Origin of the sequence: Mesorhizobium sp. M0166, from assembly GCF_040322255.1 — a bacterium.
GTDB lineage: Bacteria > Pseudomonadota > Alphaproteobacteria > Rhizobiales > Rhizobiaceae > Mesorhizobium.
Map to the genome: position 1 here is coordinate 153,615 of NZ_JAMYTD010000004.1, position 26,574 is coordinate 180,188.

At 64.0% G+C, this 26,574-nt stretch carries 26 protein-coding genes; 11 read left to right on the forward strand and 15 right to left on the reverse strand.

The genetic code is table 11. The features are described 5' to 3' along the window. Positions 1-40: 40 nt before the first annotated feature. Positions 41-1,003, reverse strand: coding sequence for a cation diffusion facilitator family transporter (locus NKJ46_RS07355; protein ID WP_352663613.1), 963 nt, complete (start codon positions 1,001-1,003; stop codon positions 41-43). 124 nt (positions 1,004-1,127) lie between these two features. Next, positions 1,128-1,937: a transglutaminase-like domain-containing protein gene (locus NKJ46_RS07360; protein ID WP_352663615.1), complete on the reverse strand. Its 810-nt coding sequence runs from the start codon at positions 1,935-1,937 to the stop codon at positions 1,128-1,130. Between the two features lie 215 nt (positions 1,938-2,152). On the opposite strand from NKJ46_RS07360, the gene NKJ46_RS07365 reads away from it, so the two are divergent. Both NKJ46_RS07365 and sugE read left to right on the forward strand, forming a co-directional pair. Further along, the gene (locus NKJ46_RS07365; RefSeq protein WP_013528464.1) at positions 2,153-2,278 is read left to right on the forward strand and encodes a hypothetical protein; all 126 of its coding nucleotides are present in this window, start codon (positions 2,153-2,155) and stop codon (positions 2,276-2,278) included. Between the two features lie 151 nt (positions 2,279-2,429). Then, a complete protein-coding gene (sugE, locus tag NKJ46_RS07370; RefSeq protein WP_352490539.1) occupies positions 2,430-2,744 on the forward strand; it encodes a quaternary ammonium compound efflux SMR transporter SugE in 315 nt (104 codons plus the stop codon). An 82-nt stretch (positions 2,745-2,826) separates the two neighbouring features. On the opposite strand, the gene NKJ46_RS07375 is transcribed toward sugE, so the two are convergent. Then, positions 2,827-3,255 (reverse strand): DUF6481 family protein, encoded by a 429-nt coding sequence (locus tag NKJ46_RS07375; RefSeq protein ID WP_023718183.1) that lies wholly within the window; start codon positions 3,253-3,255, stop codon positions 2,827-2,829. 230 nt (positions 3,256-3,485) lie between these two features. Between NKJ46_RS07375 and NKJ46_RS07380 the strand changes: the two genes are divergently transcribed. The 4 genes from NKJ46_RS07380 to NKJ46_RS07395 all read left to right on the forward strand — a co-directional run bounded on the left by NKJ46_RS07380 (position 3,486) and on the right by NKJ46_RS07395 (position 7,737). Then, the gene (locus tag NKJ46_RS07380; protein WP_352663617.1) at positions 3,486-4,547 is read left to right on the forward strand and encodes an LLM class flavin-dependent oxidoreductase; all 1,062 of its coding nucleotides are present in this window, start codon (positions 3,486-3,488) and stop codon (positions 4,545-4,547) included. 118 nt (positions 4,548-4,665) lie between these two features. Further along, positions 4,666-5,862 carry an AI-2E family transporter gene (locus NKJ46_RS07385; RefSeq protein WP_352663619.1) on the forward strand — a complete coding sequence of 399 codons (1,197 nt, stop codon included), beginning with the start codon at positions 4,666-4,668 and terminating at the stop codon, positions 5,860-5,862. A gap of 39 nt (positions 5,863-5,901) precedes the next feature. After that, entirely contained in the window at positions 5,902-6,729 is an 828-nt protein-coding gene (locus NKJ46_RS07390; protein ID WP_352663621.1) for an arylamine N-acetyltransferase family protein, read from the forward strand. A gap of 6 nt (positions 6,730-6,735) precedes the next feature. Further along, positions 6,736-7,737 carry an LLM class flavin-dependent oxidoreductase gene (locus NKJ46_RS07395; protein WP_352663623.1) on the forward strand — a complete coding sequence of 334 codons (1,002 nt, stop codon included), beginning with the start codon at positions 6,736-6,738 and terminating at the stop codon, positions 7,735-7,737. A gap of 156 nt (positions 7,738-7,893) precedes the next feature. Here the strand turns inward: NKJ46_RS07395 and NKJ46_RS07400 are convergent, their stop codons facing one another. Both NKJ46_RS07400 and NKJ46_RS07405 read right to left on the reverse strand, forming a co-directional pair. Next, entirely contained in the window at positions 7,894-8,517 is a 624-nt protein-coding gene (locus tag NKJ46_RS07400) for a L,D-transpeptidase (protein WP_352663625.1), read from the reverse strand. A 169-nt stretch (positions 8,518-8,686) separates the two neighbouring features. Continuing rightward, a complete protein-coding gene (locus NKJ46_RS07405) occupies positions 8,687-9,706 on the reverse strand; it encodes a LacI family DNA-binding transcriptional regulator (protein ID WP_352663627.1) in 1,020 nt (339 codons plus the stop codon). A 217-nt stretch (positions 9,707-9,923) separates the two neighbouring features. Here NKJ46_RS07405 and NKJ46_RS07410 point away from each other — a divergent pair, with 217 nt between their 5' ends. Genes NKJ46_RS07410 through NKJ46_RS07420 form a run of 3 tightly spaced genes read left to right on the forward strand, consistent with a single transcriptional unit; the run spans position 9,924 to position 13,779 of the window. Then, the gene (locus NKJ46_RS07410; RefSeq protein ID WP_352663629.1) at positions 9,924-11,507 is read left to right on the forward strand and encodes a sugar ABC transporter ATP-binding protein; all 1,584 of its coding nucleotides are present in this window, start codon (positions 9,924-9,926) and stop codon (positions 11,505-11,507) included. After that, positions 11,504-12,817 (forward strand): ABC transporter permease, encoded by a 1,314-nt coding sequence (locus NKJ46_RS07415; protein ID WP_352663631.1) that lies wholly within the window; start codon positions 11,504-11,506, stop codon positions 12,815-12,817. The genes NKJ46_RS07410 and NKJ46_RS07415 overlap by 4 nt, the downstream gene beginning before the upstream one ends. After that, entirely contained in the window at positions 12,814-13,779 is a 966-nt protein-coding gene (locus tag NKJ46_RS07420; protein WP_352663633.1) for a substrate-binding domain-containing protein, read from the forward strand. The genes NKJ46_RS07415 and NKJ46_RS07420 overlap by 4 nt, the downstream gene beginning before the upstream one ends. A 68-nt stretch (positions 13,780-13,847) precedes the next feature. Here the strand turns inward: NKJ46_RS07420 and NKJ46_RS07425 are convergent, their stop codons facing one another. Genes NKJ46_RS07425 through NKJ46_RS07450 form a run of 6 tightly spaced genes read right to left on the reverse strand, consistent with a single transcriptional unit; the run spans position 13,848 to position 20,909 of the window. Continuing rightward, complete coding sequence (locus tag NKJ46_RS07425; protein ID WP_352663945.1) at positions 13,848-14,309, reverse strand: MarR family winged helix-turn-helix transcriptional regulator; 462 nt, start codon at positions 14,307-14,309, stop codon at positions 13,848-13,850. After that, complete coding sequence (locus NKJ46_RS07430) at positions 14,306-14,890, reverse strand: amino acid synthesis family protein (RefSeq protein WP_352663635.1); 585 nt, start codon at positions 14,888-14,890, stop codon at positions 14,306-14,308. The genes NKJ46_RS07425 and NKJ46_RS07430 overlap by 4 nt, the downstream gene beginning before the upstream one ends. Beyond that, positions 14,883-15,758: a UPF0280 family protein gene (locus tag NKJ46_RS07435; protein WP_352663637.1), complete on the reverse strand. Its 876-nt coding sequence runs from the start codon at positions 15,756-15,758 to the stop codon at positions 14,883-14,885. The genes NKJ46_RS07430 and NKJ46_RS07435 overlap by 8 nt, the downstream gene beginning before the upstream one ends. Next, positions 15,755-17,299, reverse strand: coding sequence for a 6-hydroxynicotinate reductase (locus tag NKJ46_RS07440; protein ID WP_352663639.1), 1,545 nt, complete (start codon positions 17,297-17,299; stop codon positions 15,755-15,757). The genes NKJ46_RS07435 and NKJ46_RS07440 overlap by 4 nt, the downstream gene beginning before the upstream one ends. Beyond that, on the reverse strand, positions 17,296-20,049 hold the full coding sequence (locus tag NKJ46_RS07445) for a molybdopterin-dependent oxidoreductase (protein WP_352663640.1): 2,754 nt from the start codon (positions 20,047-20,049) through the stop codon (positions 17,296-17,298). Before NKJ46_RS07445 ends, NKJ46_RS07440 begins: the two co-directional genes overlap by 4 nt. Continuing rightward, positions 20,049-20,909 carry an FAD binding domain-containing protein gene (locus tag NKJ46_RS07450; protein WP_352663642.1) on the reverse strand — a complete coding sequence of 287 codons (861 nt, stop codon included), beginning with the start codon at positions 20,907-20,909 and terminating at the stop codon, positions 20,049-20,051. The genes NKJ46_RS07445 and NKJ46_RS07450 overlap by 1 nt, the downstream gene beginning before the upstream one ends. Positions 20,910-21,180: 271 nt before the next feature. Here NKJ46_RS07450 and pncA point away from each other — a divergent pair, with 271 nt between their 5' ends. Both pncA and NKJ46_RS07460 read left to right on the forward strand, forming a co-directional pair. Beyond that, on the forward strand, positions 21,181-21,780 hold the full coding sequence (gene pncA, locus NKJ46_RS07455; RefSeq protein WP_352663644.1) for a bifunctional nicotinamidase/pyrazinamidase: 600 nt from the start codon (positions 21,181-21,183) through the stop codon (positions 21,778-21,780). Between the two features lie 40 nt (positions 21,781-21,820). Next, positions 21,821-23,248: a sodium:proton antiporter gene (locus NKJ46_RS07460; protein WP_352663646.1), complete on the forward strand. Its 1,428-nt coding sequence runs from the start codon at positions 21,821-21,823 to the stop codon at positions 23,246-23,248. Here NKJ46_RS07460 and NKJ46_RS07465 read toward each other — a convergent pair whose 3' ends face one another. From NKJ46_RS07465 to NKJ46_RS07480, 4 genes are read right to left on the reverse strand one after another with little or no spacing between them, the layout of a single operon-like run. Continuing rightward, positions 23,249-23,968 (reverse strand): ABC transporter ATP-binding protein, encoded by a 720-nt coding sequence (locus tag NKJ46_RS07465; protein WP_352663648.1) that lies wholly within the window; start codon positions 23,966-23,968, stop codon positions 23,249-23,251. Continuing rightward, on the reverse strand, positions 23,961-24,689 hold the full coding sequence (locus NKJ46_RS07470) for an ABC transporter ATP-binding protein (RefSeq protein ID WP_352663650.1): 729 nt from the start codon (positions 24,687-24,689) through the stop codon (positions 23,961-23,963). The genes NKJ46_RS07465 and NKJ46_RS07470 overlap by 8 nt, the downstream gene beginning before the upstream one ends. Then, complete coding sequence (locus NKJ46_RS07475; RefSeq protein WP_352663652.1) at positions 24,686-25,648, reverse strand: branched-chain amino acid ABC transporter permease; 963 nt, start codon at positions 25,646-25,648, stop codon at positions 24,686-24,688. Before NKJ46_RS07475 ends, NKJ46_RS07470 begins: the two co-directional genes overlap by 4 nt. Further along, entirely contained in the window at positions 25,645-26,526 is an 882-nt protein-coding gene (locus NKJ46_RS07480) for a branched-chain amino acid ABC transporter permease (protein ID WP_352663654.1), read from the reverse strand. Before NKJ46_RS07480 ends, NKJ46_RS07475 begins: the two co-directional genes overlap by 4 nt. Between the last annotated feature and the right edge of the window lie 48 nt (positions 26,527-26,574).

The following is a 26,574-nucleotide window of genomic DNA, read 5'->3' on the forward strand; positions in this document are numbered from 1 at the left end:
CAATCATAACCGGGACTGCCCGATGGCGCAGTCATTTTCCTCAGACCGGTTCCCCTCCGGACGCCGCCAAGGCCTTGCTCCGGCGTTCCCAGGTGCCGGTGGTCTGCGGCTTGACGAAGAGCCGCGTCACCTCCGGCATCTCCGCCTTCAGTCGCGTCTCGAGGCGCTCGACGCAGGTCTCTATCTCCGGCGCCGACAAATGATCCTCGAACTCGATGCTCAAAGCGGCGACGATCTCCTGCGGACCCATATGCAGCGTCAGCACGCCATTTGCCCGTTGCACCGCCGGGTCCTGCTGGACGATGGCCAGCACCTTTGTTTGCACCTCGGGCGAGGCCGGCTCGCCGAGCAGCAGGCTTTTGCTTTCGCGCGCCAGGAAGATGGCGGTCGCGCCGAGGATGAGCGCGATGCCGATCGACGCGGTGCCGTCTAGCTTCGGCATGTCCAGCCGTTCCGCCGCCAATATGCCGGCGAAGGCGACAACGAGGCCGAGAAGTGCCGCGCTGTCCTCGAAGAGTACGGTGTAGACACTCGGATCCTTGCTGAGCTGCACCGCCTCGAGCCAGCCGTGGCTGCCTTTTTGGTGACGGAATTCCTTCAGCGCCACCAGCCAAGAGGTACCTTCGAAGAGGAAGGAAAGGCCAAGGACAGCGTAGTTCACCTTGGCGTTGGCGATCGGCTCCGGCGCCATGATGTGCGTCACGCCTTCGTAGAACGATATGCCGGCGCCCAGCGCAAAGACGAGGAGCGCGACGATGAAGCTCCAGAAGTACAGCTCGCGGCCATGGCCGAGCGGATGCGTGCGGTCGGCCGGCCGGGCGGCACGGTGCATGCCGTAAAGCAGCAGGCTGCCATTGCCGGTATCGACGAGCGAGTGGACGCCTTCCGAGAGCATTGCCGAGCTGCCCGTGAACAACGCAGCGGCGAACTTGGTCAGTGCGATCGCAAGATTTCCGGCGAGCGCCGCATAGATCACTTTTTTCGACCCGCCATGCGCCGCCATGGTGTGCTGCCTTGGTTGATGCACCGAGATTGCCGGAGCGCCCGCCCACGCTCCACAGTGCCCACAACGCCCGAAGTGCCCAGTTGTTCACAAGGTCAGTTGTTCAAGAGGGCCGCGCGAGAGGCTATTCGACGACCTCGTCCGTCCAGACCTTGAAGCCAGCCAGCGCGCCCGGCCCGAAAATGTGGGTCAGCGGCACATCGGCGGCATCGCGTCCGGAGGCAATCAGGATACGGCCGATGCGCGGCGCGTTGTTGCGCGGGTCGAACGCGTGCCAGCGGCCGCCGAGATAGACCTCCATCCAGGCGGCGAAATCCATGTCCGACCACGGCTTCGGCAGACCGATATCGCTGATATAGCCGGTGCAGTAGCGGGTCGGAATGTTCAGGGCGCGGCAGAAGGCAACAGCGAGGTGGGCAAAGTCACGGCACACACCGCTCTGCTCGCGATAGGCCTCGGCGGCAGTGCGTGTCGGCCGTGCATTGAAATAGTTGAAGACGATGTGGTTATGGACAAAGTCGCAGACCGCCTGGACGCGCGGAATGCCGAGCGGGGTGCTGCCGAACAGCCGCCACGCTTCATTCGCCAGCACGTCGCTCTCGCAATAACGGCTGGGCAGCAGGAACAGCAGCGTCTCCGACGGCAGATCGCGCACCTCGTGCTGCCACGCCGTCAGCTCGCGCGCTTCGAAGAAGCCGGGGTCGCGGATGACCGCGTCCGTGCCGAACGCAAAGCGCCCGGCCGGCGCAACGAGACGGCTGCACCAATTGCCGAAACTGTCGCGGTAGCTTTCGATCGGCACCGGCGGGTTCGACGTCAGGAAATCCGGCCGCTCAAGATCGGATGCGCGCGAATAATGGACATTTAGCATCGCGATCAGCGGTGTTTCCTGCGGGAAGTCGAAGCTCATCTGGCAACCGATGTGGATCCGCATTGTCGTCCTGACCGGCCTGCCTGATCATCAGCTGGCGAAACGCAAGGGCTGATGCTGCAGTGCGAAGAAGACCATGGCACGGACCGCTGCGGTTTACGAGGGAATTAGAAACCGGTTAACAGCCATCGGCCAGGGCGACTGCACGGCAACGGCCTCTTGCAGTCGGGCGTTTTCTCTTGTTTCACTTCGCCAGACATCAACTGGAGGAACGAATCATGGCTAAGGGTGCGATGAAGGCAGGCAAGGAAGCCCGCAAGCCGAAGAAGGACGCCAAGAAACCCGCTCCGGCGCCGGCCCTGAAGGCACCGCCTGTGAAGGCGATGAAGCTGAAGGACAAGTAGGGCCGCGATTACCGTTTCGGCTTATTCGACCGGCCGCAACGCGGCCGGTATGATTGTTCATTAAGCTCACGCGCATCCCCTATGGATGCGGCGAAGACAGTTTTTGCGCATTCAAGAAATCGGCCGGAAGCCATCGAAACGGAGCGTTCCGATGTCGTGGATTTTCCTGTTCCTCGCCGGCCTGTTCGAGATCGGCTGGGCGATCGGCCTCAAATACACCGACGGATTCTCGAAGCCGCTACCGACTGTCCTGACGGTAGCCTCGATGATCGTCAGCCTGACCTTGCTCGGCCTGGCGCTGAAGGCATTGCCGGTCGGCACCGCCTATGCGGTGTGGACCGGCATCGGCACCGTCGGCACGGCGCTGTTGGGGATATGGCTGCTCGGGGAACCGGCGACGGCGATCAGGCTTGCCTGCATCGCGCTCATCGTCTGCGGCATCATGGGACTGAAGCTCGCGGCTTAGCCGATTCTGACAGACAAACGCGTTCGGGGCCGCTGCAAGGCGGCCCTGAGTCTTGAATTCGGCTGATCAGCGCCGGAAGGCGCTATCGGGCGGAGAAGCCGGGCGGCGTCCTGCCGGTGCGCTGCTTGCGCGCGGCATAGCGCGCGTCACGCTTGGCCTTGCGTTCAGCCTCGTCGGCAAGAAAACGGGCGATGCGCTCGTTCTCTTCAGCTTCCCGGATCTTCGCTTCGGCCTGTGCGGCTTCTTCCGCGGCGATGCGTGCCGCTTCAGCAGCTGCCTCGCGCTCGGCCTTTTCGGCTGCTTCGCGCGCCAGCTTTTCCTGCTTCAGCCTGGCCTTTTCGGCCTCGCGTATAGCGCGGGCCTCGAGGATCGCCTTGCGCTCGGCCTGCCGTGCCAGCACCGCTGGATCATCTGCCGCCGGCTTTGCCTTGAAGCGCTCCAGAAGCGCCTTCTTTGCCTCGTTTGCGGCATTGCGCCGCTCGAAAACGTCTTTTTCTCTATAGATAGCCAAGTCCACTTCCCTGAAGTCAATTTGCGAGGCTTACATACGCGTGAAAACCGAGAGTTCAAGCGCCAAAACGGTATGCCAGCCATGAAATTCTGATCTGTTGCAACCAGGAGACGCCATTTCGATTGAATTCGGCTGAAAGCCACCCGCACTGTTCACCATCCAGGCCTCTGGCGGGGCGACGGACTGATCGCTACCTGTAGCGGCAAGACAAAACGCTGGGATGACACACTATGGAACTCGGTCTCTACACCTTCGCCGACGTCAGCCCGCAACCGGGTCCCGGTGCGATCGGTGCGCATGAGCGGTTGCGCAACCTGATCGAGGAGATCGAGCTCGCCGACCAGGTCGGGCTGGACGTCTTTGGTCTCGGCGAGCACCACCGTCCCGACTATGCTGCCTCGGCCCCGGTGGTGGCCCTGGCGGCGGCTGCCGAACGAACCAGGCGCATAAAGCTGACCAGCGCTGTCACCGTGCTGTCGTCCGACGATCCAGTGCGCGTCTTCCAGCAGTTTGCCACCCTCGATCTTCTGTCCGGCGGCCGGGCCGAGATCATGGCCGGGCGTGGGTCGTTCATCGAGTCCTTTCCGCTGTTCGGCTACAATCTCGAAGACTACGACGAGCTCTTCGCCGAGAAGCTCGACCTGCTGCTCGCCATCCGCGATCATGTCAAGGTGACCTGGTCGGGCAGCCTGCGCGCGCCGATCAACGATCGCGGCGTCTATCCCCGGCCCGTGCAGGACAAATTGCCGATCTGGATCGCCGTCGGTGGAACACCGCAATCCGTCGCCCGCGCGGGCGTGCTCGGGCTGCCGCTGGCGCTGGCGATCATCGGCGGCGAGCCGGCGCGGTTCGCACCGCTGTTCGACATCTACAGGGATGCAGCCAGGCGGGCCGGCAACGATCCGGCGAGCCTTGCCACCAGCCTCAACGTGCACGGTTTCATCGCCGAGACCACGGACCAGGCAGCCGACGATTTTTACGGGCCGCAGGCCGAGGTGATGAACCGCATCGGCCGCGAGCGCGGCTGGGGGCCGACATCGCGGGCGCATTTCGACCAATCGCGCGGCCCGAACGGCGCGCTGTTCGTCGGCAATCCAGAACAGGTGGCCGAGAAGATCATTGCCCAGCACAGGATATTTGGCAACGACCGCTTCCTGCTGCAAATGGCGATCGGCACCATGCCGCACGCCAAGGTCATGAAGGCCATCGAACTCTACGGCACCAAGGTGGCGCCGATCGTGCGCCGGGAAACGGCGAAGGCCGTTCCCGCCGTGGCGGCGCCGGTTGCCTGATTGACCGGCAAGGCCGCGAGGCGGCCTTGCCGGTGACGCCGGCTAACGGAACCTTGAAGCGACAGAGGCGTTTTCGCCAACGGTCTGCACCAATCGCGGTGTGCCGCCGAGGGTCAGAATGAAAGCCGAACCCGCCGCTTCGGGCGCAAGCGCTGCCGAAAGCCCGGATCCGCGCGTCGAGGCGCGGGCGGATGCGCATCTGATGCGTTCGCTGCTCGTTGGCATCTTCATCCTCATGGCGATCTACGCGCTTTACTTCGCCCGCGCCTTCTTCATGCCGGTCATTCTGGCTTTCCTGCTGGCGCTGACGCTGACGCCGATCGTTCGCTTCCTGCGCAAGCATGGCATGCCCGATGTCATTTCGGCGACACTGCTGGTGCTGCTTTCGTTCTGCCTCGTCGCCGTCGCGGGATATCTGCTCAGCGGCCCGGTCATCGATCTCATCAACAACACCTCGACGATCGGCCAGCAGCTTACCGAACGTCTGGCACAACTGCGCCGTCCGTTCGAAAGGATCGTGGAGATTTCACGCCAGATCGAGGGCCTGACACAGACATCCCAGGAGCCGGGCGTTCAGAGGGTGGCGATGGCGCCATCCGGTATTCTCTCGCAGGCCGCCGGCAATGTGCTGTCGGCCGGCGCCAGCGTTACTATCGTCTTCGTCCTGTCGCTGTTCCTGCTCGCCTCGGGCACGATGTTCTATGAAAAGATCGTCCAGTCCTTCCCCAGTCTTAGCGAAAAGAAGCGGGCGCTGCGCGTCGTCTACGACGTCGAACGTGAAATCTCGCATTATCTGCTTACCGTCACGGTCATCAACACATGTCTCGGCGTGGTCATCGGGCTCGGCCTGTGGGCGCTCGGCGTGCCCAACGCTCAGGTCTGGGGCGCGGCAGCGGCTCTGCTCAATTTCCTGCCCTATATCGGGGCGCTGACCACCATCACACTGGTCACGATCATCGCGCTGATAAGCTTCGACACGATTTCCTATGCGCTGCTGGCGCCGGCCTTCGTCCTTTTGTGCGACGTCGTCGAAGGCCAGTTCGTGACGCCGACGGTGGTCGGCCGCCGTCTCGAGATCAACGCAGTGGCGATTCTCATCGCCATCGCCTTCTGGTCGTGGCTATGGGGTTTCGTCGGCGCGCTGCTGGCGGTGCCGCTGCTGGTCGTCATCAAGGTGTTCTGCGATCATTTCGACGGTCTCAGCCATGTCGGCAATTTCCTGGCGGCGCAACACACGGCGGTGGCTGAAGAAGAACTCATCGAGGACAGCACTGCAGCGCAAACCGACGCGCGGCGTTTGCGGCGCCCGGATTGAATGCCTATATCGAGCCGGTCAAAGCTCGGACTCCCTTCCATGACCGATATCTCCTTCGACATCGATGCCTATTTCGCCCGCATCGGATACACCCGCTCGAGGGACGCTTCGCTGGACACGCTGGAGTCGCTCCATCTCTTGCACCCGCAGGCAATCCCGTTCGAAAATCTCGATCCGTTTCTAGGCCGCCCGGTTCGTCTCGATCTTGCCTCGCTGCAGGAAAAGATCGTCGCTCGGCGTCGCGGCGGCTATTGCTTCGAGCACAATCTCATTTTCATGCATGTGCTGAAGGCGCTTGGCTTCGCCGTCAGCGGCCTTGCAGCACGCGTTCTTTGGGGCCAGCCCGATGATGCCATAACTGCACGCAGCCATATGTTGCTGCGTGTCGAACTCGACGGCCGAACCTACATTGCCGACGTCGGCTTCGGCGGGCTGACGCTGACGGCACCGCTCCTGCTTCGACCGGGTCTCGAGCAGAAGACCCCACATGAGACATTCCGCATGGTTGAGACAGGCGATCATTTTCGCCTGCAGGCCAATGTCGGCGGCGACTGGCGGACAATGTACCGCTTCGACATGCAGCAGAACTACGAGGTCGACTATTCGGTCAGCAACCATTTCCTGTCGACCCACCCAACTTCACACTTCCTTTCCTCCGTAATCGCGGCACGGGCCTTGCCGGACCGCCGCTATGCGCTCCGCAACAACCGGCTGTCGACGCATCATCTCGGCGGCGGTACCGAGCAGATGGAGATAGCAACAACCGCCGAACTCGCCGACGTGCTGGAAGGCCCGCTCGAAATCGCCATTCCCGACCGTGCAGCCCTCGAGGCCATGGCGCGACAGAAGAAAATCCTGGAGGCCTAAGACGCCATGACCGTTCTTTCCGTTCTCGACCTGTCGCCGATCGTCGAAGGCAGCAACGCTTCGCAGTCACTCGCCAATTCGCTCGATCTCGCCCGCCATGCCGAGCGGCTGGGCTACCGGCGCTACTGGCTGGCTGAGCATCACAACATGCCGGGCATCGCCAGCGCCGCCACCTCCGTCGTCATTGCCCATGTCGCCGGAGGTACCCGTACGATCCGCGTCGGCGCCGGCGGCATCATGCTGCCCAATCATTCGCCGCTGGTCATCGCCGAGCAGTTCGGCACGCTCAACGCTCTGCATCCCGGCCGTATCGATCTCGGCCTCGGCCGGGCGCCCGGCACCGACATGGCCACGGCACGGGCGCTGCGCCGCAACCTCGACGCCGGCGCAGACAATTTCCCGCAGGACGTCGTCGAGCTGATGGGTTACTTCCAGCCGGCCGAAGACGGTCAACGCATCCGCGCGGTGCCCGGCGAAGGCGAAAAGGTGCCGATCTGGATCCTGGGCTCCAGCCTCTACGGCGCGCAGCTTGCCGCCATGCTCGGCCTGCCCTACGCCTTCGCTTCGCATTTTGCGCCGGCCGAGCTCGACCATGCGCTGGAGATCTACCGCTCGCGCTTCCAGCCGTCGGAGCAGCTCGACAAGCCCTATGTGATGCTCGGCCTCAACGTCTTCGCCGCTTCTTCCGATGCCGAGGCGCGGCTGTTGTTCACCTCGCTGCAGCAGGCCTTCGTCAATCTGCGCACCGGCCGGCCCGGCCGATTGCCGCCGCCGGTCGAAGGATATGAGCGCGACCTCGATCCGATGGCCAGGACCATGCTCGGACAGGCGCTTTCCTGCGCCGTCGTCGGCTCTCCCGAAACGGTCAGGCAAGGCATCGAGGCATTCGTGGGCCGCACCGGCGCCGACGAACTGATGGTCACGGCGCAGATTTTCGACCATGCGGCGCGGGTGCGCTCGTTCGAGATCCTGGCCGACGCTCACAAATCGCTGTCGGAAGCTGCCTGAGAGTTGGTTCGCCACCTGGCACTGTTGCGGGCAAGGCCGGCCTTAGGCAGGGAACATCGCGAACAGGTGTGCGAAGACATCGCGAACAGTTCGCGCGTTTTACGCGGAGGTTTTCGATCCGTCATGCTCGTCCGTTAGACGGAAACGCGGCGTCCACTAAATGACGATCACCTTGGTGCCGATTGTGGCGCGGTTATAGAGATCGATGATGTCCTGGTTCATGAGGCGGATGCAGCCAGCCGACACAGCTTTGCCGATGGACCACCATTCAGGGCTACCGTGCAGGCGATATCCAGTGTCACCTCTCTCGTTGAAAAGATAGAGTGCCCGCGCCCCGAGCGGGTTCATGAGCCCGCCCTCCATATGAGCCGGTATGATGCGGCCCCGCTTCTGCTCGCGCACGATCATCGCAGACGGCGCGCTCCAAGCCGGCCATTCGCGCTTCCTCGCAACGTGAGCGGTGCCATGCCATTCGAAGCCCGCCTTGCCAACGCCGATTCCGTAGCGCAGCGCCTGACCGTCTCCCAACACGTAGTAGAGGAACTTCGCTCCTGTATCGACAATGATGGTGCCAGGCGCCTCTTCAGTCGCATAAGGCACTGTCTGTCGAAGGAACTTCTGGTCAACCTTGTAGATCGGAACCGGCGGAACGCGAAAACCGGCATCGGTGAGGCCGCCATAGGCCGAGGGGGAAGTCTTTAATGCGCCGCCGGTGGTGCAGCCGAAGAATGCGACCATCCCAGCAAGTACCAGCCCGATTAGGATCGATTTCACGCGCATGACTCAAGCCGGCGCCCGTGTGAGCGATCAGCCGCATCTCGTCATATTCCTAATCCCACGTGCTTCGATTGCCAAGATTTTCCTGCTTGTCGGCGGGCTGCCGGGGTCGGCAGGACGGAGGGAGCGCTGTCCGTCCGGCATTACAAAGCTTCTGAACAGTGCCCAAGCGCTACGCGCTGACGCTCTGCGCAGTGGCGCCTAGCGGACGGCATGAATTGCGGATCATCAAGCGTCCCTTGAGCGTCAGCTTGCGCGGCGGCGCATCCCTGTTGCCGGCGAGCCGGTCGAGCAGCAGATTGGCCGCCTGTTCGCCAATCGCCTGCACCGGCTGTGCGACCGTGGTCAATTGCGGCCGGAACACATCCGACCACGGAAAATCGTCGAAGCAGGCGACCGAAATATCCTCCGGACAGAACAGGCCGATATCGCGAATGGCCTTCATGGTGCCGATCACCATCGGGTTGTTGGCCGAAAAGATGGCGCTCGGCCGGTCGTGCAGCGAAAGCAGCTGCATGGTGGCGTTGTAGCCGTCGACTTCATGGAAGTTGCCGAAGCGGACGAGCTCGGCCTCGGCCGGCAGGCCGGCGGCCTGGAGGGCCTCGCGGTATCCCGCCATGCGGTCATGCATCGGCGAGATATCGAAAGAGCCGGAGATGTAGCCGATGCGCCGATGGCCGAGATCGATCAAATAGGTGATGGCGTCGAACACCGCGCGCTGATTGTCGAGAACGACGGCATCGGTGTCGACACCCTGGCAAACACGGTCGAGCAGCACGACCGGCACATTGGCGTCGTCGACAATCCGTTTGAGGATCGCGCCGTCGCCGACACGCGCGACGATCAGTCCGTCGACCATCCGGTCGAGCAGCAGCCTGATCTGGTCGTCCTGGGTGTTCAGGTGCTCGTCGGTGCAGCACAGCATGACGGCGTAGCCGGCCCTGTCGAAAGCCTGCTGGATCACCGAAACCACGTCGGTAAAGAACGGATTGGTGATGTGTGGGACGGTGAGCCCGATGGTGCGTGTGGTGCCCATCTTCAGGCTGCGGGCGATGGCATTGCGCTTGTAGCCGATGTCGCGGATCGCCTGTTCGATGCGCTGGCTGAGCTCGGGGCTGACGGTCGCGGTGCCGTTGATCAGCGCCGATACGGTGGCCACGGAAACACGCGCCGCCTCGGCCACATGAAGCATGGTCGGAGCAGTGAATTTGCGCTGCTTTTTTCGTCCTGACGCTGTCATTTTCGAAACGTTTCACCACTCCACGGCAGCAATAAGTACGGAATCTTATGATTTTGCGCAAGAATTGAAATGGATCAATCTTAGGCTCCAGATATTGCCTTGACATGATCGAAACGTTTAGATTAGCGTTTGAGGTCTTCGGTGACGACGGAGGGAGGCCGTCCTTGTCATGCAGCACGGCAATTCCATTCCTGCGCAAGGCGTTATGGCGGGCGGCTCGGCTATCGTGCTGAGCGCCGAACATATCTCCAAGTCCTTCGGCGGCATCGCCGCACTTGTCGATGTCGGTTTCGAGCTGCGGCGCGGCGAGGTCCATGCGCTGATGGGCGAGAACGGCGCCGGCAAATCGACGCTGATGAAGATCCTGTCCGGCGTCTATACGGACTATAACGGAACGGTCAGTATCGATGGCCACGCGGTGCGCTTTGCCGGCGTCCGCGAAGCCGAGCGTGCCGGCATCGCCATCATCCACCAGGAGCTGAACCTCGTCCCCGAACTCAGCGTCGCCGACAATATCTTTCTCGGCCGCGAGAAGCTGATCGCCGGGTTGATCGTCGACCGCAAGGCGAGCAGCCGCGCTGCCGGCGGGCTGTTGCAAAGGCTCGGCATCGAGCTCGACCCGGATGCGCGCGTCGGTGCCTTGCGCGTCGGCGAACAGCAACTGGTCGAGATCGCCAAGGCGCTGTCGATGTCGGCACGCATCCTGATCATGGACGAGCCGACCTCGGCGCTTTCGCCGGCCGAATGCCAGCGGCTGTTCCGCATCATCCGCCAGCTCGCCGATAGCGGCGTGGCGATCGTCTACATTTCGCACCGCATCGACGAAGTCATGCATCTAGCCAGCCGGGTCACGGTCTTTCGCGATGGACGCCACGTCCTGACGCAGGCGATGGACAAGCTCGACGAAGAGGCCATAATTTCAGCGATGGTCGGGCGAAACCTGCTTGCTTCCTCCCAGGAGCACCGCATCCCCGGTGGCAACACGGTCCTTTCCGTAAGCGAGCTGTCGTTGTCGAAGCCCAATCGCCATGGCTGGCGCACCGTGCTCGACGGCGTCAGCTTCGATCTTGCCGCCGGAGAAATCCTCGGCATCGGTGGGTTGCTGGGCTCGGGCCGTACCGAAATCCTGGAAACCATCTTCGGGTCCAGCGGCGGACGTGCTGGCGGTGAGATCAGGCTCGATGGCGAGGCAGTAGAAATCCGTTCGCCGCGCGATGCGCGCCGGCTCGGCATCGCCCTGGTCACAGAAGACCGCAAGACGCAAGGCCTGCATCTCGAGGCCTCGATCACCGACAATGTCGCGCTGCCGCTGGTCGGCGCGCTGGCGCGGTTCGGCCTGCGCTCGCTGGCCGGCGAGCAAGGGCTGGCACGGGACGCCGTCAAGGCGCTCGGCATTCGCTGCGAGACCGTCGAGCAGTCGGCCGGCACGCTGTCCGGCGGCAACCAGCAGAAGGTCGTCATCGGCAAGTGGCTGGCGACGAGGCCGCGGGTACTGCTGCTCGACGAGCCGACGCGCGGCATCGATGTCGGCGCCAAGCGGGAAATCTACGATCTCATCTTCAAGCTGGCGCGAGACGGGCTGGCGATCGCCGTCATCAGCTCGGAATTGCCGGAGCTGCTGCATCTTTCCGACCGTATCCTGGTCATGGCCGACGGCCGCCAGACGGGAATGCTGTCTCGCGCGCAAGCCAGCGAGGAGGCCATCATGCGACTTGCGGCGCCGCGACGGACCATGACGAGGCCTGCCGCATGAGCATTTTGCATATCCTGTCCCGGACGAAACTCTATTGGGGCCTGATCGCCATCTTCCTGATCGGCGTGCTCGGCTCGCCGATCAGCTCCAAGGGCAACAACATTTTCCTGTCCTACGGCAACCTGCTCGATGTGCTGCGCCAGGTGTCGACCACCGGCCTGATTGCCACCGGCATGACGGCGGTGATCATCACCGGCGGTATCGACCTTTCCGTCGGCTCGCTGATGGCAATCTGCACGGTCGTCTGTGCCATGCTGCTGACGGTCCCCGGCGTGACGCCGGCGGTGGTGCTGGGGGTGCCGACAGTTGCCGTGGCAGCCCTTTGCCTCGGCATTCTCGTCACTCGTTTCATCCTGCTGAACATCGAAAAATCCCGCGCCGGCGCGCAGGCCACGCACGACATCAGGTTGGACAGCGTTCGCGGGCTGGTCACGCCCGGCATTGTCGGGGTGATCCTGTGCAGTCTGGCGCTGTGGTTCCTGCTGCCGCAGGTAGGCTCAAAATTCGGCGTGCTCGGCGTGTTGCTGGTGGCGCCTTGCGTCGGCCTGCTGTTCGGCGCGCTCAACGGCTTCATCATCGTCGCCGGGCGGCTGCAGCCCTTCATCGTGACGCTGGCGATGATGGTCACTGCGCTTGGTATCGCCCGGCTGACAGCCGGCCAGAACAATGCGGTGCTGCCGGTCTATACCGGGTCGAACGCCACCGCCGATTTCGAAATGCTGCGCTCGCTGGTGTTCGGCGTGATCCCGATGCCGGGCCTGTTCTTCCTCGGCGCCATCCTGATCTACGGCGCCGTGCTGCGCTTCACCCCGTTCGGCCGCTATGTCTACGCAATCGGCGGCAATGAGGAGGCGGCGCGGCTGTCGGGCATCGCCGCTGGCCGCGTGAAGATCGCCACCTATGCCGTGTCAGGGCTGCTGGCCGGCATCGCGGCGGTGCTCTATGTCGCGCAGTACCGGCAAGGCAAGCCGGACGCCGGCGCCGGGCTGGAGCTCGACGCGATTGCCGCCGTGGTCATCGGCGGCACCAGCCTGATGGGCGGACGCGGCAGCCTCACCGGGACGTTCTGCGGCGTGCTGATCTTCGGGCTGCTCTCCAACATCCTGCAGCTGCACAACATCAATTCGAACCTTCAGCTGGTGCTGAAGGGGATGATCATCATCGGTACCGTGCTCGTACAGGAGCGCAATGCCGGTGATCTTCTCTTCTATCTGCGACTGCCCGGTGGGCAAGCGCACAAGGAAACGGCCGCGGCAAAGCGGCCGTCGCAAGAGACCGCGTCTCTGAATATTGGAGGAAACAAGAAATGAAACGACGTGAATTGTTGAAGCTCGCCGGGCTGACAGCGGCACTCCTGACCACGACCGCCATGTTTGCCGGCGGTGCCCATGCGCAGGACAAGAAGTGGAAGATCGGCTTCTCGCAGGTGACGACCATCGAACCCTGGCGCGCCCAGTTCAACAAGGACATCCTGGCCGAAGCGGCCAAGCATCCGGAAGTCGAGCTGATCATCACCGACGGCGAGGACAAGACCGAGAAGCAGGTCGCCGATGTCGAAAACCTGATCCGTCAGGAGGTCGATGCGCTCTTGGTATCACCGAAAGAATCCGCCGGCCTGACCGGTGTCGTGCAGCAGGCGATCGATGCCAAGATCCCGGTCTTCGTGCTCGACCGCAACGTCGAAACCAATGACTACACGCAGTTCGTCGGCGGCGACAACAAGCTGATCGGCCGGGCTGCCGGTGAATATGCCGTCGAGCTGCTTGGCGGCAAGGGCAAGGCTGCGGGCAACGTCGTCGAGATCTGGGGCGGCATGGGCACCCAGCCGGCACACGATCGCCATGACGGCTTCCATGAATTCACCGACAAGGAGCCGGGCATAAAATACCTGCTCGACCAGCAGTCGGGCGACTGGAAGCAGGACCAGGCCTACAACATCATGGCGACCGCGTTGCGCAACAACGAGAAGATCGATCTCGTCTACGGCCACAATGATCCGATGGCCTATGGCGCCTATCTTGCCGCCAAGGACGCCGGACGTGAGAAGGACATCAAGTTCATCGGCATCGACGGCCTGCCCAATGAAGGCGTGCAGCTGGTCGCCAATGGCGAGCTGACGGCGACGTTCACTTATGTGACGCCGGGCGCCGAGGGGCTGCGGCAGGCGATCAAGTTCCTGAACGGGGAGAAGGTGGAAAAGACCATCACCCTGCCGACGCAGAAGATCACCAAGGAAAATGCCGCCCAGATCCTGAAGGACAACGGCCTCTGAGACGAGGCTTTCCTGCCGGGCGTTCAGCGCCCGGCAGGAACAACAACCAAACGCCGGCAGGCAGCAGCTCAAGCCAGCTTGGCCAGCAGCTTCATGAAAATGGCCGCTTCTTTGGCGGAAAGCGGCGCCAGCGTTTCCTGCGTAATCTCGCGGGCAAGCGGAATCAGCCGATCGATCGCGTCGCGCCCCTCGGCCATCAGACTGACCAGCAGGCGCCGTTTGTCGACTTCGTGTTTGCTAAGTTCGACAAAGCCACGCGCTTTCAGCCGGTCGATGACGCCCTTCACGGTCGCCGCGTCCATGGCGATCAGGCTGCCAAGCTGGTTCTGCGAGGTCTCGCCGACGTCGCGCAATTTGGCCAGGGCGGCGAATTGCGGCGGCGTCAGATCGGCGATGTGTGCGGCGAAGATCGAGACATGGCGCTGGTGCGCCTTGCGCAGGATGAAGCCGACCTGCTCCTGCAAGCGATAGTCGTTTTCGTCAGGCTCCTCGGCCTCGACCAGCTTGAGCAGATTGTCCTCGGCGCTCACCGCAGCCCATCCCATGCCTTGATGTCCTTGGCCGCCAGCCCGCCCATACGGTCGTGCACGCGCGGGCCGCAGGTCATTGCGAGGCAAAACAGGATCTCGTCGGGACGCGGGCCATCGCTGATGCCGATTTCCATGGCGTCGAAATGGCTGCGCACATAGGCGGCGTTGATGTGGCCGAGCGGCACATCGAGCCGCGCGCCGAAGCCGCCGACCTTCTTCGCCGAGGGCACGATCGCCTTGGCGTCGCCGAGCCGTTCGCGCATGGCATAGCCGCCCGGCACATGCCACAGCGCGCCATGCTCCAGCTCGCCCGCCATACCGACGATGGCGCCCTTGCCGTAGCCGTCGATCTGTTTGACGTCGCCACCCAGTGCGACAATGAGCCTGTCGGAGAGCAGCAGCCCGAGCGGCTTCAAATCCTCCATGGCGCTTTGCAGTTCCTCGACGTAACGGCCGGCGAAGGGGTTCTTGACCACAGCCATGGCCGCGGCGCGGCGCCGCGGCACCTTCGCCACCGGCCCGCCTTCGTGAAAAATCTCTTCGGTCAGCACGGCGATCTTGCGGATCGGAAACTCAGGCATGAGCAATTTCCCTCTCTAAAACTCTATTGGCGAGCGCCATCGGACCTGCGATGCGCGCCTGACCGCCGAGGAAAAGCGCCGCGGCGGCAATCAGGCCGCGCCGCCGAAACTCCTCGGCAACGGCAAATCCGCCTTCCAGCGCAATAGCGATTTCAGCGGCGGAAAGCAGCCCCACGCCCTGCGTCACCAAACGGTCGCCGAGGTCGCTGTCAGGTGCGAGATCGCGGGCCCGTATGCGCGTAACGGCCGGATGGCCGGGCAGGTCGACGGCGTTGGCGATCAGTGTTGCAGCCGCATCGGCTTCAGCACCCGTTCGCGCCAGCACGGTGACGGCGTCGGCAATGCCGAGCGAAAAGGAGCGGCCGCGCCAGCCGCTTGTCGCGACACCGCGGATCCCGTCTTCGGCCCGGATCGTGAGACGGTCTGCCAGCCCATGACCTGTCCCGGCAATGGCAAGCGTCATCGACCGGCCGTTGCCGAGATAGATCGCGCTGTCGCCGCCATCGTTGACATAGGCGCGATCGAGCCGGCGGCCGGCAAGCAGCGCACAAAGTACTTCATCGGCTACCGAGCCGGCGACGGCCGCCATCGGTGTGATGAATTGTTTCGCTAGCGGAACGACCGCCGCTTCCATGCGGCGCGCTGTCGGGCCAGCGAAAGTCCGTGGCCGCGAGGAGGCCGGGCAGCGCAGCTCGGGCAACTCTTCGACCAGTTCAACCAGGATTGTCTGGAAGCGCGCCACTGCCTGGCGATAGGCGGCGCTGCATTCACTCGCCTCGCCGAAGGCCTCGACGATCAGATCGATCGGCCCATGATTGAGGTGAAGCCGCCGGCCGTCCTCGAGCCAATGCGCCTGCGGGCCGTTCATCGCCCGGCCCCGTTTACGGCTGCGCGACGCAACTGCGCCAGCGGCGGCCAGGGATTGTCACGGGGTGCGGCCGTGCCGCGGCGCGGATTGAGATATTCGCCGCCCTTGGCCAGGATATCATCGACGCTGCGGATTTCGCCTTCGTAGCCGCCAAGCCTGACATAATCGTCGCGGCGCATGGTGAACTCGATCGGCGCCACCAGCGCCGGGGTCGGCACATAGCCGAAGGCGCCTTCCGGCACGCGGGTGACGTCGACCATCAGCGTGATGCCGCCGCCCGGCCAGACATAGACCGGCGCGCCGCCGACCGTCACATAGGTCGTCAAGCCCTGCACCGAGCGGGTCAGATTGACCGGGTTCTCGGTGACGCCGGCGCGCAGCGAGCCGCCGGCGCCGCCGACGAAAAGCACGGTGCAGAGCGCCGGCTCACAATTGTCCTCGATCAGTTCAACCGACTTCCGCAGCCGCTCCGGGAACGGTTTCTGCACGGGCTTCAATTCGTCGTCGAGCTCGTAATAGGCGAATTGCTCGCCGGTGGTCGAGACCATCAGCAGCGACATGCCGGGGCGCGCACCCTTTTTAGCGTTCCATTCACCAAGGATCGACAGCGGGTCGGAAATGCTGGTGCCGCCCCAGCCGAGGCCGGGCTCCGACACCTTGAAATAGCGGCCCGGCGTCGAACGGCGACCGATGATTTTGATGCCGGTGTCCTGCCAGCCGAGCACCTTGCCGGCCTGATGCTCGGAGACGACGCCGGTGATGTGGTCGTCGACCACCACCACCTCGTCGACAAGGCCGCGCCACTGGGTGGCGAACATGCCGATGGTGGCCGAGCCGCAGCCGACGCGCATGCGCTGCTCGAGCTTGCCGTCGATGACCGGCGGCTTGCCGGCTTCGACGATGACGGTGGCGCCACCGTCGATGACGAGCTCGACCGGCTTGCGGTTGCACAGGGAGAGCATGGCGTCACAGGTGGCGCGCCCTTCAGCCTTCGAGCCGCCGGTCAAATGATGCACGCCGCCCAGCGACAGCATCTGCGAGCCGTATTCGCCGGTGGTGACATGGCCGATCGCCTCGCCTTGGGCACGGACCGTCGCCGTTTCGGGGCCGATATGACGGTCGGTGTCGATCTTCACCTTGACGCCGCAATAGGAGAAGATGCCCTCGGTGACGACGGTGACCAGATCGACGCCTTCGACCTCCTGGCTGACGATGAAGGGCGCCGGCTTGTAGTCAGGATAGGTGGTGCCGGCGCCGATCGCGGTGACGAAGGGGCGGCCGGTGTTGACCAGTTCGCCGTCCCATGCCTCGCCTTCGGCAACAAAAGATACGACCGCGCCGCCTGTCTCGGCCGCATGGTCGAGGATGGTCAACGGGTCCATCCGCACGATCCTGCCGCCGACATTGCCATAGCGGTCGCAGGCGCCGGTGCGGCCATCGGCGATGTAGCACATGACCGGACAGGCATCGCAGCGGATCTTCTCGGCCACCAGCTTTTCGCCGGGATCATGCGTCTCGAAGCGTTCGGCAAGCTCGCTCATCGGCGCGCCTCCTTGTCGAGGATGGCGGCGCGAATGCGCGTTGGCGTCGCCGGAATTTTGGTGGCCAAGACGCCGGTTGCGTGGCGGATGGCGTTGAGGATCGCCGGCGCCGTCGGGATCAGCACATGCTCGCCCAAACCCTTGGCACCGAAGGGTCCTTCCGGATCCGGAACTTCTATCAGGATGGTCTCGATCGGCGGCACGTCGCCGATGGTGGGGATCAGATAGTCGTGCAGGTTTTCGGTGCGGCCGGGGATGTATTCTTCCATCAGCGCCATGCCGATGCCCTGGGCGATGCCACCCTCGATCTGGCCTTCGGCAAGCAAGGGATTGATGGCCTTGCCGACATCGTGCGCGGCGGTGATTTTTATCAACTTCACGGTGCCGAGCCTGAGGTCGATCTCCAGTTCGGCGATCTGGGCGCCATAGCCATAGACAGCGTAAGGCTTGCCCTGACCTTTTGCATCGAGCGGCTGCGTCGGCGGGTCGTAGCTTTCCTCGGCCCGGAAGACGAAGCCTTCGGCGTCTGCCTTCAGCGACGAAAGATCGATGCGGCGCGTCGCTTCGCCTTCCCCGATGCTCAGACTTGTGCCGTCCAGCGCAATCGCCGCCTTTTCCGAGACATTGGCGAAACGCAAGATCTCCTCGCGCAAGGCGCGGCCGGCCTTTTCGGCGGCCTTGCCGGTGACGAAAGTCTGGCGCGAGGCCGAGGTCTTGCCGGCGTCGGGGGTGATCGCCGTGTCGGCGCCTTTCAGCCGGAGCTTTTCAAGCGGAAGACCCAACGCGTCGGCGCAGATCTGCGCGATGACGGTGTTCGAACCTTGCCCGATATCGACCGCCCCCTGATGCAGGACGACTTCGCCCGATACCGAGATGCCGACCTTGATGGTCGACGGATTGGGCAGCGAGGTGTTGCCGCAGCCGTACCAGCACGAGGCCACGCCGACGCCGCGTTTTTTGACGCTGCTACCGGCATTGAACGCTTCGGCATCATGAAGGGCACGCTGCCAATGTGAGCGGAGGGCCTCCAGGCAGTCGGCGATGCCGACGCCCGACTCGAGCCGCTGCCCGGTGACTGTTTCGGATCCGTTACGAAGGCAGTTCTTCAGGCGAAAGTCGAGCCGGTCCATGCCGAGCTTGTCGGCGAGCTCGTCATAGAGGGTCTCCTGCATGATCGTCGCCTGCGGCACTCCGAAACCGCGAAAGGCGCCGGCAATCGGACCATTGGTGTGGATGGCGCGGCCTTCGGCGCGATAGTTCGGCGTCGCATAGGGACCGGAGGCGTGCACCGGCACGCGGTTGGCGACCGTCGGCCCCCAGCTGGCATAGGCGCCGGTGTTGAAATCGCCGGCGAAGACCATGCCGGTGACACGGCCGTCCGCATCGGCGCCGATGCTCGCTATCATCCGAGCGGGATGGCGCTTGGTGGTCGAGATCATCGATTCGGTGCGGGTATAGGCGAGCGCCGCCGGCCGGCCGGTTTTCATGGCGACGAGGCCGATGAGCGGTTGCAGCGAGACGTCGAGCTTGGAGCCGAAGCCGCCGCCGGTGGCGGTCGGCACGATGCGCACCTTTTCCGGGGCAAGGCCGAGCACCTTTGCCGTGTCGTCACGGTCCATATAGGGCGCCTGGGTGCAGGCGACGACGACCAGCGTGTCGCCGTCCATGAAGGCATAGCCGGCTTCCGGTTCGATATAGGCGTGCTCGACATAGGAGGTGTCGATGGCGCCGGAAACGACGAAAGCCGCACCGGCAAGCGCGGCTTCCGGGTCGCCACGCTCGACGAAGCCGGAGGTGAGCAGGTTCGACGGCCGATTTTCATGGACCAGTGGCGCACCGCCGGCCTGTGCTTCGCCCGTTTCCTGAAAATGCGGCAATTCAGTCCAACTGACAGGGAAATCAGCAAGGTCGAGATCGAGGATAGCCTCGCGTTCGCCGGCAATCAGCGCCACCGCCTCGCCGCGAAAGCGCGAAAACCCTTCGGCCAGCGCCGGCTGGTCGGCGAAGGGTGCGATGACGCCGAAACAATTCTTTCCCGGAATGTCGGCGGCGGTGAAGACGCCGGCAATGCCGGGACGGGATTTCACCCAGCTGCCGAGATCGCCAAAAGTGAAAGCGGCATGATAATGCGGCGAGCGGACCACCAGCACCGACAACGCATCGGCCGGGAAGGAATCGCCGCCGAACTTTTCGCCGCCGGTGACTTTCGGCACGCCATCGAGGCGGATCGGAGAGGAGCCGACGGCATGGCCGGACAATGGCATGCGCGGATCGAGACCATCGGTATAGCGCCAAGCATCCATTACCGCCGCAACGATCTTGCGATAGCCGGTACAGCGGCAGAGCACGCCGCCCAGCGCATCCTGCGTTTCGGCCTCGCTCGGGTAAGGCGTCCTGTCCAGGAGTGCCGTTGCGGCGACCAGCAGGCCGGGCGTGCAGGCGCCGCATTGTGCCGCGCCATGGCTGAGGAACGAAGCCTGCAGCGCCGACAGCCTGCCATTGCCGAGACCTTCGACGGTCGTCACCACGGTGCCGGAGGCGGAAGCCGCGGGCATCAGGCAAGCGCAGACCGGCTGGCCGTCGACCAGCACCGTGCAGGCGCCACAATCGCCGGCATCACAGCCGATCTTGGTGCCGGTCAGCCGCAGCTCGTCGCGCAGCACCGCGGACAGCCGTCGCACCGGCGGCACGCAAACGCTGACGGCGGCGCCGTTGACCTCGAAGGCGATGTCGGCGCGCTCCATGCCCATCAGGCTGCCGCCCTTTCGCCGGGAACAGCGCCCATCGCACCAAGCACGGCGCGGGCAACGATCTCACGCGCAGCGTCCAGCCGGTATTCGGCGCTGCCGCGCACGTCGCCGATCGGCGACAGCTCGTCCATCGGTGCGGATTGGATCGCAGTGGCCAGCGCGTGGCCGACGGGCAGGCCGCGCAACGCCGCCTCGACACCCGCCAGCCGCCTGGCGACGACCGAGCAGGACCCGACGGCGACGGCCGCGTTCCTGACCATACCATCTTCGACGGCCAGGCGTGCGGCGGCCATGGCGATGGAGATGACGAGATAACGCCGCGCGCCGAGTTTCACGAAGGCGGAGCTGCCGGCGGTCGCGGGTTTCGGAATGCGGATTGCCGTGACCATTTCGCCAGGCTGCAGTGCGGTGCGACGGTTGCCGAGGATGAATTCTGCAAGGGGCAGATGCCGGGTCGCCACCGCGGAACGCAGTTCGACTTCGGCATCGAGCACCAGCAGCGCCGGCACGCCGTCGGCGGCCGGCGAGGCATTGCAAAGATTGCCGGCAATCGAGGCAGTGTTCTGGATCTGTACCGAGCCGACTTCCCGCGCCGCCTGCTTCAGCGCGTCGAAGGCCGCCGGCAGCGGATGGCGGACGAGATCGGTCCAGGTGGTGCGCGCGCCAACGAGCCAATGGTTTTCGGCTTCGGCAATGCCGCGCAATGCCACCAGGCCATTGATATCGAGGACATTGTCGCGGAAAGGCTTGCTGCCCTGTGCCGGATAGAAGTCGGTGCCGCCGGCGAGGATGCGCCAATGCCCTTCGCCCAGCAAAGCGAGGGCGTCGTCGACCGTGGTGGGTTTTGCGTAACGGATCACGCTTTGCCTTCCCAGAATGGGCTTCCCGAGAGGGGATCCTGCCGAAAGATTTTCCCGAACATTCAAGGCAGGAAATTCATTCGTATGCAAATGATATCAAGCCGGCAGGAATTGTCAAAGCCAGAGTTTGCACGACTGTTGGCACCGGTGCGCCCGGAACGCATTTGTTATGCCATGAGAGGTTGACGCAGCCGGCCATCTGGTCAAGTTTCTGCGTCCGGTCGCGTTTTCATTGGAGCCTAAGCTCAAGACCAGAAGATAAGGAGGCTCCATGGCCGACGAAGCGCTTGTCGTCATCGACCTGCAGAACGATTTCTGCCCGGGTGGCGCCCTGGAAGTGGCCGGTGGCGACGAAATCGTGCCGTTGGTCAATGACCTGATCCGGCGGACCGAGCACGTCCTGCTGACGCAGGACTGGCACCCTGCCGGCCATTCCAGCTTTGCCTCCAGCCACCCCGGCAAGCAACCGTTCGAAACGATCGACATGCCTTATGGCCACCAGACGCTGTGGCCTGATCACTGCATCCAGGGCAGCCTGGGATCGGATTTCCATTCGGGCCTCGCCTGGAGCAAGGCCGAGCTGGTGATCCGCAAGGGGTTCCGTCCTGCGATCGACAGCTATTCGGCATTCTTCGAAAACGACCGGACGACGCCGACCGGCCTTGCCGGCTATCTCCGGGATCGGAACATCGAGGCGCTGACCCTGGTCGGCCTGGCGACGGATTTCTGCGTCGCCTTTTCGGCGCTCGACGCGGTCAAGCTCGGTTTTGAGACGTCCGTGCGGCTCGACGCCTGCCGCGGCATCGATCTCAACGGCTCCGTGGAGAGGATGCTGGGCCGGATGCGCGATGCCGGCGTGGCACTGATTTGAACGTCATCCAGCCGAAGCTGACAGACTTTTGAGGGGCTTCATGCGGTTTGCGGCGTGGACGGCAAGTGCTGTACTGATTGCCGCAATTCTTTCTCCGGGAGCGGTTCTTGCGGCCGAAGCGCACGAATTGCCGGGCGCCGCCATGTCGCTGTGGTGGGTGCTGCCGTTTGCCGGGCTGTTGCTTTGCATCGCGACCGGGCCGTTGCTCTTCCAACATGCGTGGGAGCACCATTACGGCAAGATCGCTGCCTTCTGGGCAGCGTTGGTGATCGGGCCGCTGGCCATCGCCTTCGGCATCCCGTCGGCCACGCAGGCGGTGCTGCATGCGCTGCTCACCGAATACATGTCGTTCATCATCCTGCTGTTTGCGCTGTTCACCATTTCGGGCGGCATCTTCGTTGCCGGCAACATACACGGCACACCGCTGGTCAATGCCGGGCTGTTGCTGGGCGGGGCTGTCCTTGCCTCTATCATTGGCACAACCGGCGCCTCGATGATCCTGATCCGGCCGCTGATCCGCGCCAACGACAACCGGCGCTTCAACGCCCATGTCGTCATCTTCTTCATCTTCCTGGTGTCCAACATCGGCGGGTCGCTGACGCCCCTCGGCGATCCGCCGCTGTTCGTCGGCTTCCTGCGCGGCGTCGATTTCTTCTGGACGACAGTTCACCTGTTGCCCGAGACGCTGTTCGTCGCCGGCGTGCTGCTGGTGGTTTTCCTGGCGATCGACATCATCATGCATCACCGGGAGGAAGGCGCGCCGAAGATCAAGGATCCGACGCCCGACAGCAAGGTGCGCATTCGCGGCCTGGCCAACATCCCGCTGCTGGCGGGGGTAATTGCCGCGATCCTGATTTCCGCTGCCTGGAAGCCGGGAGTGAGTTTCTCTTTCCAGGGCGTCAGCCTCGAGCTGCAGAACCTGGTGCGCGACGCCGCCATCCTGATACTGGCCTTCACGTCGCTTGTCGTCTCGCCGAAGGAGTTTCGCGGCGCAAACGCCTTCAGCTGGGGGCCGATTGCCGAGGTGGCGAAGCTGTTCGCCAGCATCTTCATCTGCATCGTGCCGGTCGTCGCCATATTGCGGGCCGGGCTCGACGGCGCGCTGGCGCCGCTGGTGCTGCTGGTCAGTTCGCCGACCGGCGCGCCCGACAACCTTGCCTATTTCTGGCTGACCGGGGCGCTCTCGTCCTTCCTCGATAATGCGCCGACCTATCTGGTGTTCTTCGAGCTGGCTGGCGGCGATGCGCAGCATCTGATGACCGAGCTCGCCTCGACGCTGGCGGCGATCTCGGCCGGCGCGGTGTTCATGGGCGCCAACACCTATGTCGGCAATGCGCCGAATTTCATGGTCTACGCGATTGCCAGGCATCGCGGCATCAAGATGCCGAGCTTCTTTGGCTATATGGCATGGTCGGGTGCCGTGCTGATCCCGACGTTCCTGCTTGCCGGTTTGCTGTTCTTTGCCTGATCATCCGACGCCAACATAGCGGCGGACCGCCGAGGGATCGGCACGCAGTTCCTCAACATCGACCGTCTCGCGGCTGCGGCCGTTTTCAATGAAGCAAACGCGGTCTGCGACCGACAGCACAGCATCGACGCGCTGCTCGACAAGAATTGTCGACACGCCGAGCGCTCGCAGCTTCGACACGGTTTCGCGGATCTTGGCGATCATCGACGGCATCAGCCCTTCGGTCGGCTCGTCGAGCAGGAGCACCTGCGGTTCCAGACACAGGGCGCGGGCCATGGCCAGCATCTGCTGCTCGCCACCGGACAGCGTGCCGGAACGCTGCCTGAGGCGCTGGCGCAGCAGCGGAAAGAGATCGAGCACGTTTTCGCGCGTCGCCTTGCCCTTGTTGCGGGCCATCAGGCCGATCTCGATGTTTTCCGCCACCGTCATCTCGGCGAACAGCCGCCGGCCCTGCGGCACGTAGGCGACGCCGGCCTTGGGTACCTCATGCGCCGGCAGGCCGGTCAATTCCCGCCCTTCGAGCCGGATCGAGCCGGCGCTTGCCGGCACCAGGCCCATGATTGCCTTCAGCGTCGTCGTCTTGCCGGCGCCGTTGCGGCCGAACAGGCAGAGCACCTCGCCCTCGTTCAACACGAGATCCAGGCCATAGAGCACCTGGACTTCGCCATAGAAGCAGTCGAGCCCGGAGATCGTCAGTGCCTTTGACTGGACCTCAGCCATGGGTCGTTCCCAGATAGGCGTCCTGCACCGCGGCATTGGCACGGATCTGCTCGGGCGTGCCTTCAGCTAAAATCCTGCCGGCGTTGAAGACGGTGATGCGGTCGGCGAGCTGCATGACCACCGGCATGTTGTGCTCGATCAAAAGCACGGTGGCGCTATCGGCGATCTCGCGCACCAGCTCGATGAAATTGTCGATCTCGCCGTCGGCCAGCCCCTGCGTCGGTTCGTCGAGAATCAGCAGCCGCGGCTTCAGTGCCAGTCCCATCGCCACTTCCAACAGGCGCTGGTGACCGTAGGACAGCTGCCCCGCCGGCATGTGGGCGCGGTCGGCAAGGCCGGTGCGCTCGAGCGCCGCCATGACGCCGGTGTGAACCGCGCCCTTCGAGCGGCCGTCAGTCAGCGTGCGCTGCACCGGCAGGGCAACATTGTCGTAGGCGCTGAGATTGGCAAAGACGCTGGTGATCTGGAACGTGTAGGCGATGCCAAGGCGAACCCTGGCATAGGCCGGCAGGCTGGTGATGTCGGCGCCATCGAAGACGATCGTGCCCGACGAGGGCTGGATGCGGCCGCTGACCAGGCTGACGAAGGTGGTCTTGCCGGCGCCGTTGGGGCCGATGACGGCGCGGATCTCGCCCGGCGTCAGCGCGAAGTCGACGCCGTCGACGGCGCGCAAGCCGCCGAAACTGCGCGACAGGCCTTTGGTGGTCAAAAGCGGTATCATGGCAACCACCCGACCCAGCGCTGGCGGATGCTGCCGAGAATGCCTCTCGGGAAGAACAGCACCAGCAGGATCAGCGCAATGCCGACGATCAGCAGATAGGCCGAGGTGTAGCCGCTGGCGACGTCGATGACGTAATACATGAACAGCGTGCCGATCAGCGGCCCGAGCGTGGTGGCGGCACCGCCCAGCAGCACCCAGAGCAGCGGCAGGATGGAATATTGCACCGAGGCGAAGCTCGAGCCGACATAGCCGAACAGCAGCGCATAGGCGGCGCCGGAAGCCGCGCAGATGCTGCCGGAGATGACGACGGCGGCAAGCTTGTTGGAAAACGTATCGTAGCCGAGCATCTTGGTCCGCTCCTCGTTCTCGCGGATGGCGACCAGCACGCGACCGTAGCCGGAGCGGACTACCGCCAGGCTTATGAGCAGCACGATCGAGAACAGCGTCAGCGCGCTCATATAGCGCACGGTCGGGTTGGTGAGGTCGAGCGACGTGCTGCCCAGGACCAGGACCCGCATCGCCTGCGGTACGACCATGCCCTGGTCGCCACCGGTCCAGGCGGCGAAATAGAGGATGACGAGATAGAATACCTGCGCGAACATCATGGTGACGATCATGAAAGCGACGCCGGAGGTGCGCAGCGCCAGCAGCCCGATCACCAACGCAAGCAGCGCGCCGCAGGCAAACCCGGCTGCGAAGGCGGCCGGCACGCTCCAGCCGAGATGGATGACGGCAAGGCCGGCGCCATAGAGCCCGGCTGAAAAGAACATGGCATGGCCGAGGCTGAGCAGCCCGACATAGCCGAACAGCAGATTGTAGCCCATGGCGAAGACCGCCAGCACCATGATGCGGGCGAGCAGGCCGTGATGGTATTCCGGCAGGATGAAGCTAAGCCCGAAAAGCAGGGCGATGACGCCGAGATGCAGCGCATATGGCTTTGCCGGCGAAGCATCCTTCATCGCGACGTCGTCCCGAACAGGCCCTGCGGCCGGAACACCAGCACCATGGCGACGAGCAAGGTGGCGATGATCTTGGCCAGCGTCGGTGAGAAGAACACCGAGATAATGCCGTCGGAAAGGCCGATCAGCACCGCGGCGACGACCGTGCCGCGCAGCGAGCCGAGGCCGCCGATGATGACGACGATGAACGACAGCAGCAGCGGGTCCTGTCCCATCAGATAGTGGGCCTGGCTGATCGGCACGATCAGCACCGCGGCGACAGCCGCCAGCATGGCGCCGAGGGCGAAGACGCCGGCATAGACTCTGGTCACCGGAATGCCGAAGGCCTGCGCCGTCTCGCTGTCATATTGCGTGGCGCGCATGATGAGGCCGATTTTGGTGCGCGTCAGCACCAGCCAGGTCGCGACCAGCAGCAGCGCCGATGCGGCGATGACCGACAGCTTGTAGCCGGAATAGCCGAACCACGGCAGGAGGATGCGGTAGCTGAACGGCGGCTCCACCGGCCGCGCCTCCGGGCCGTAGAAGGTCAGCGCCAGTTGCTGGATGATGTAGAGCATGCCGATGGTGGCGACGATGGTGGCTTCCGGATTGTAGTTGAGCCGGCGCAGCACCAGCCGTTCGGCGATCAGCGCGATCAGGCCGACGATTAGCGGCGCCAGCACCAGGGCGGCCAGGAAGCCAAGTGCCGGATGGCCGGATATCGTCGTAGAAATCGCCCAGGCAAGCACCGCGCCCAGCATGAAGAACTCGCCATGCGCGACATTGACGACGCGCATGACGCCGAACACCAGCGACAGGCCAAGCGCCGTCAGCGCCAGCACGGCGGAGGTGACGAGGCCTTCGAGGGCGGCGAGGAGCAGGTGGGGTCCGAAGTGCATCGGCTAAGCACCGGCGGATGCGCGAAGCACCCCCCTCTGGCCAGAGGG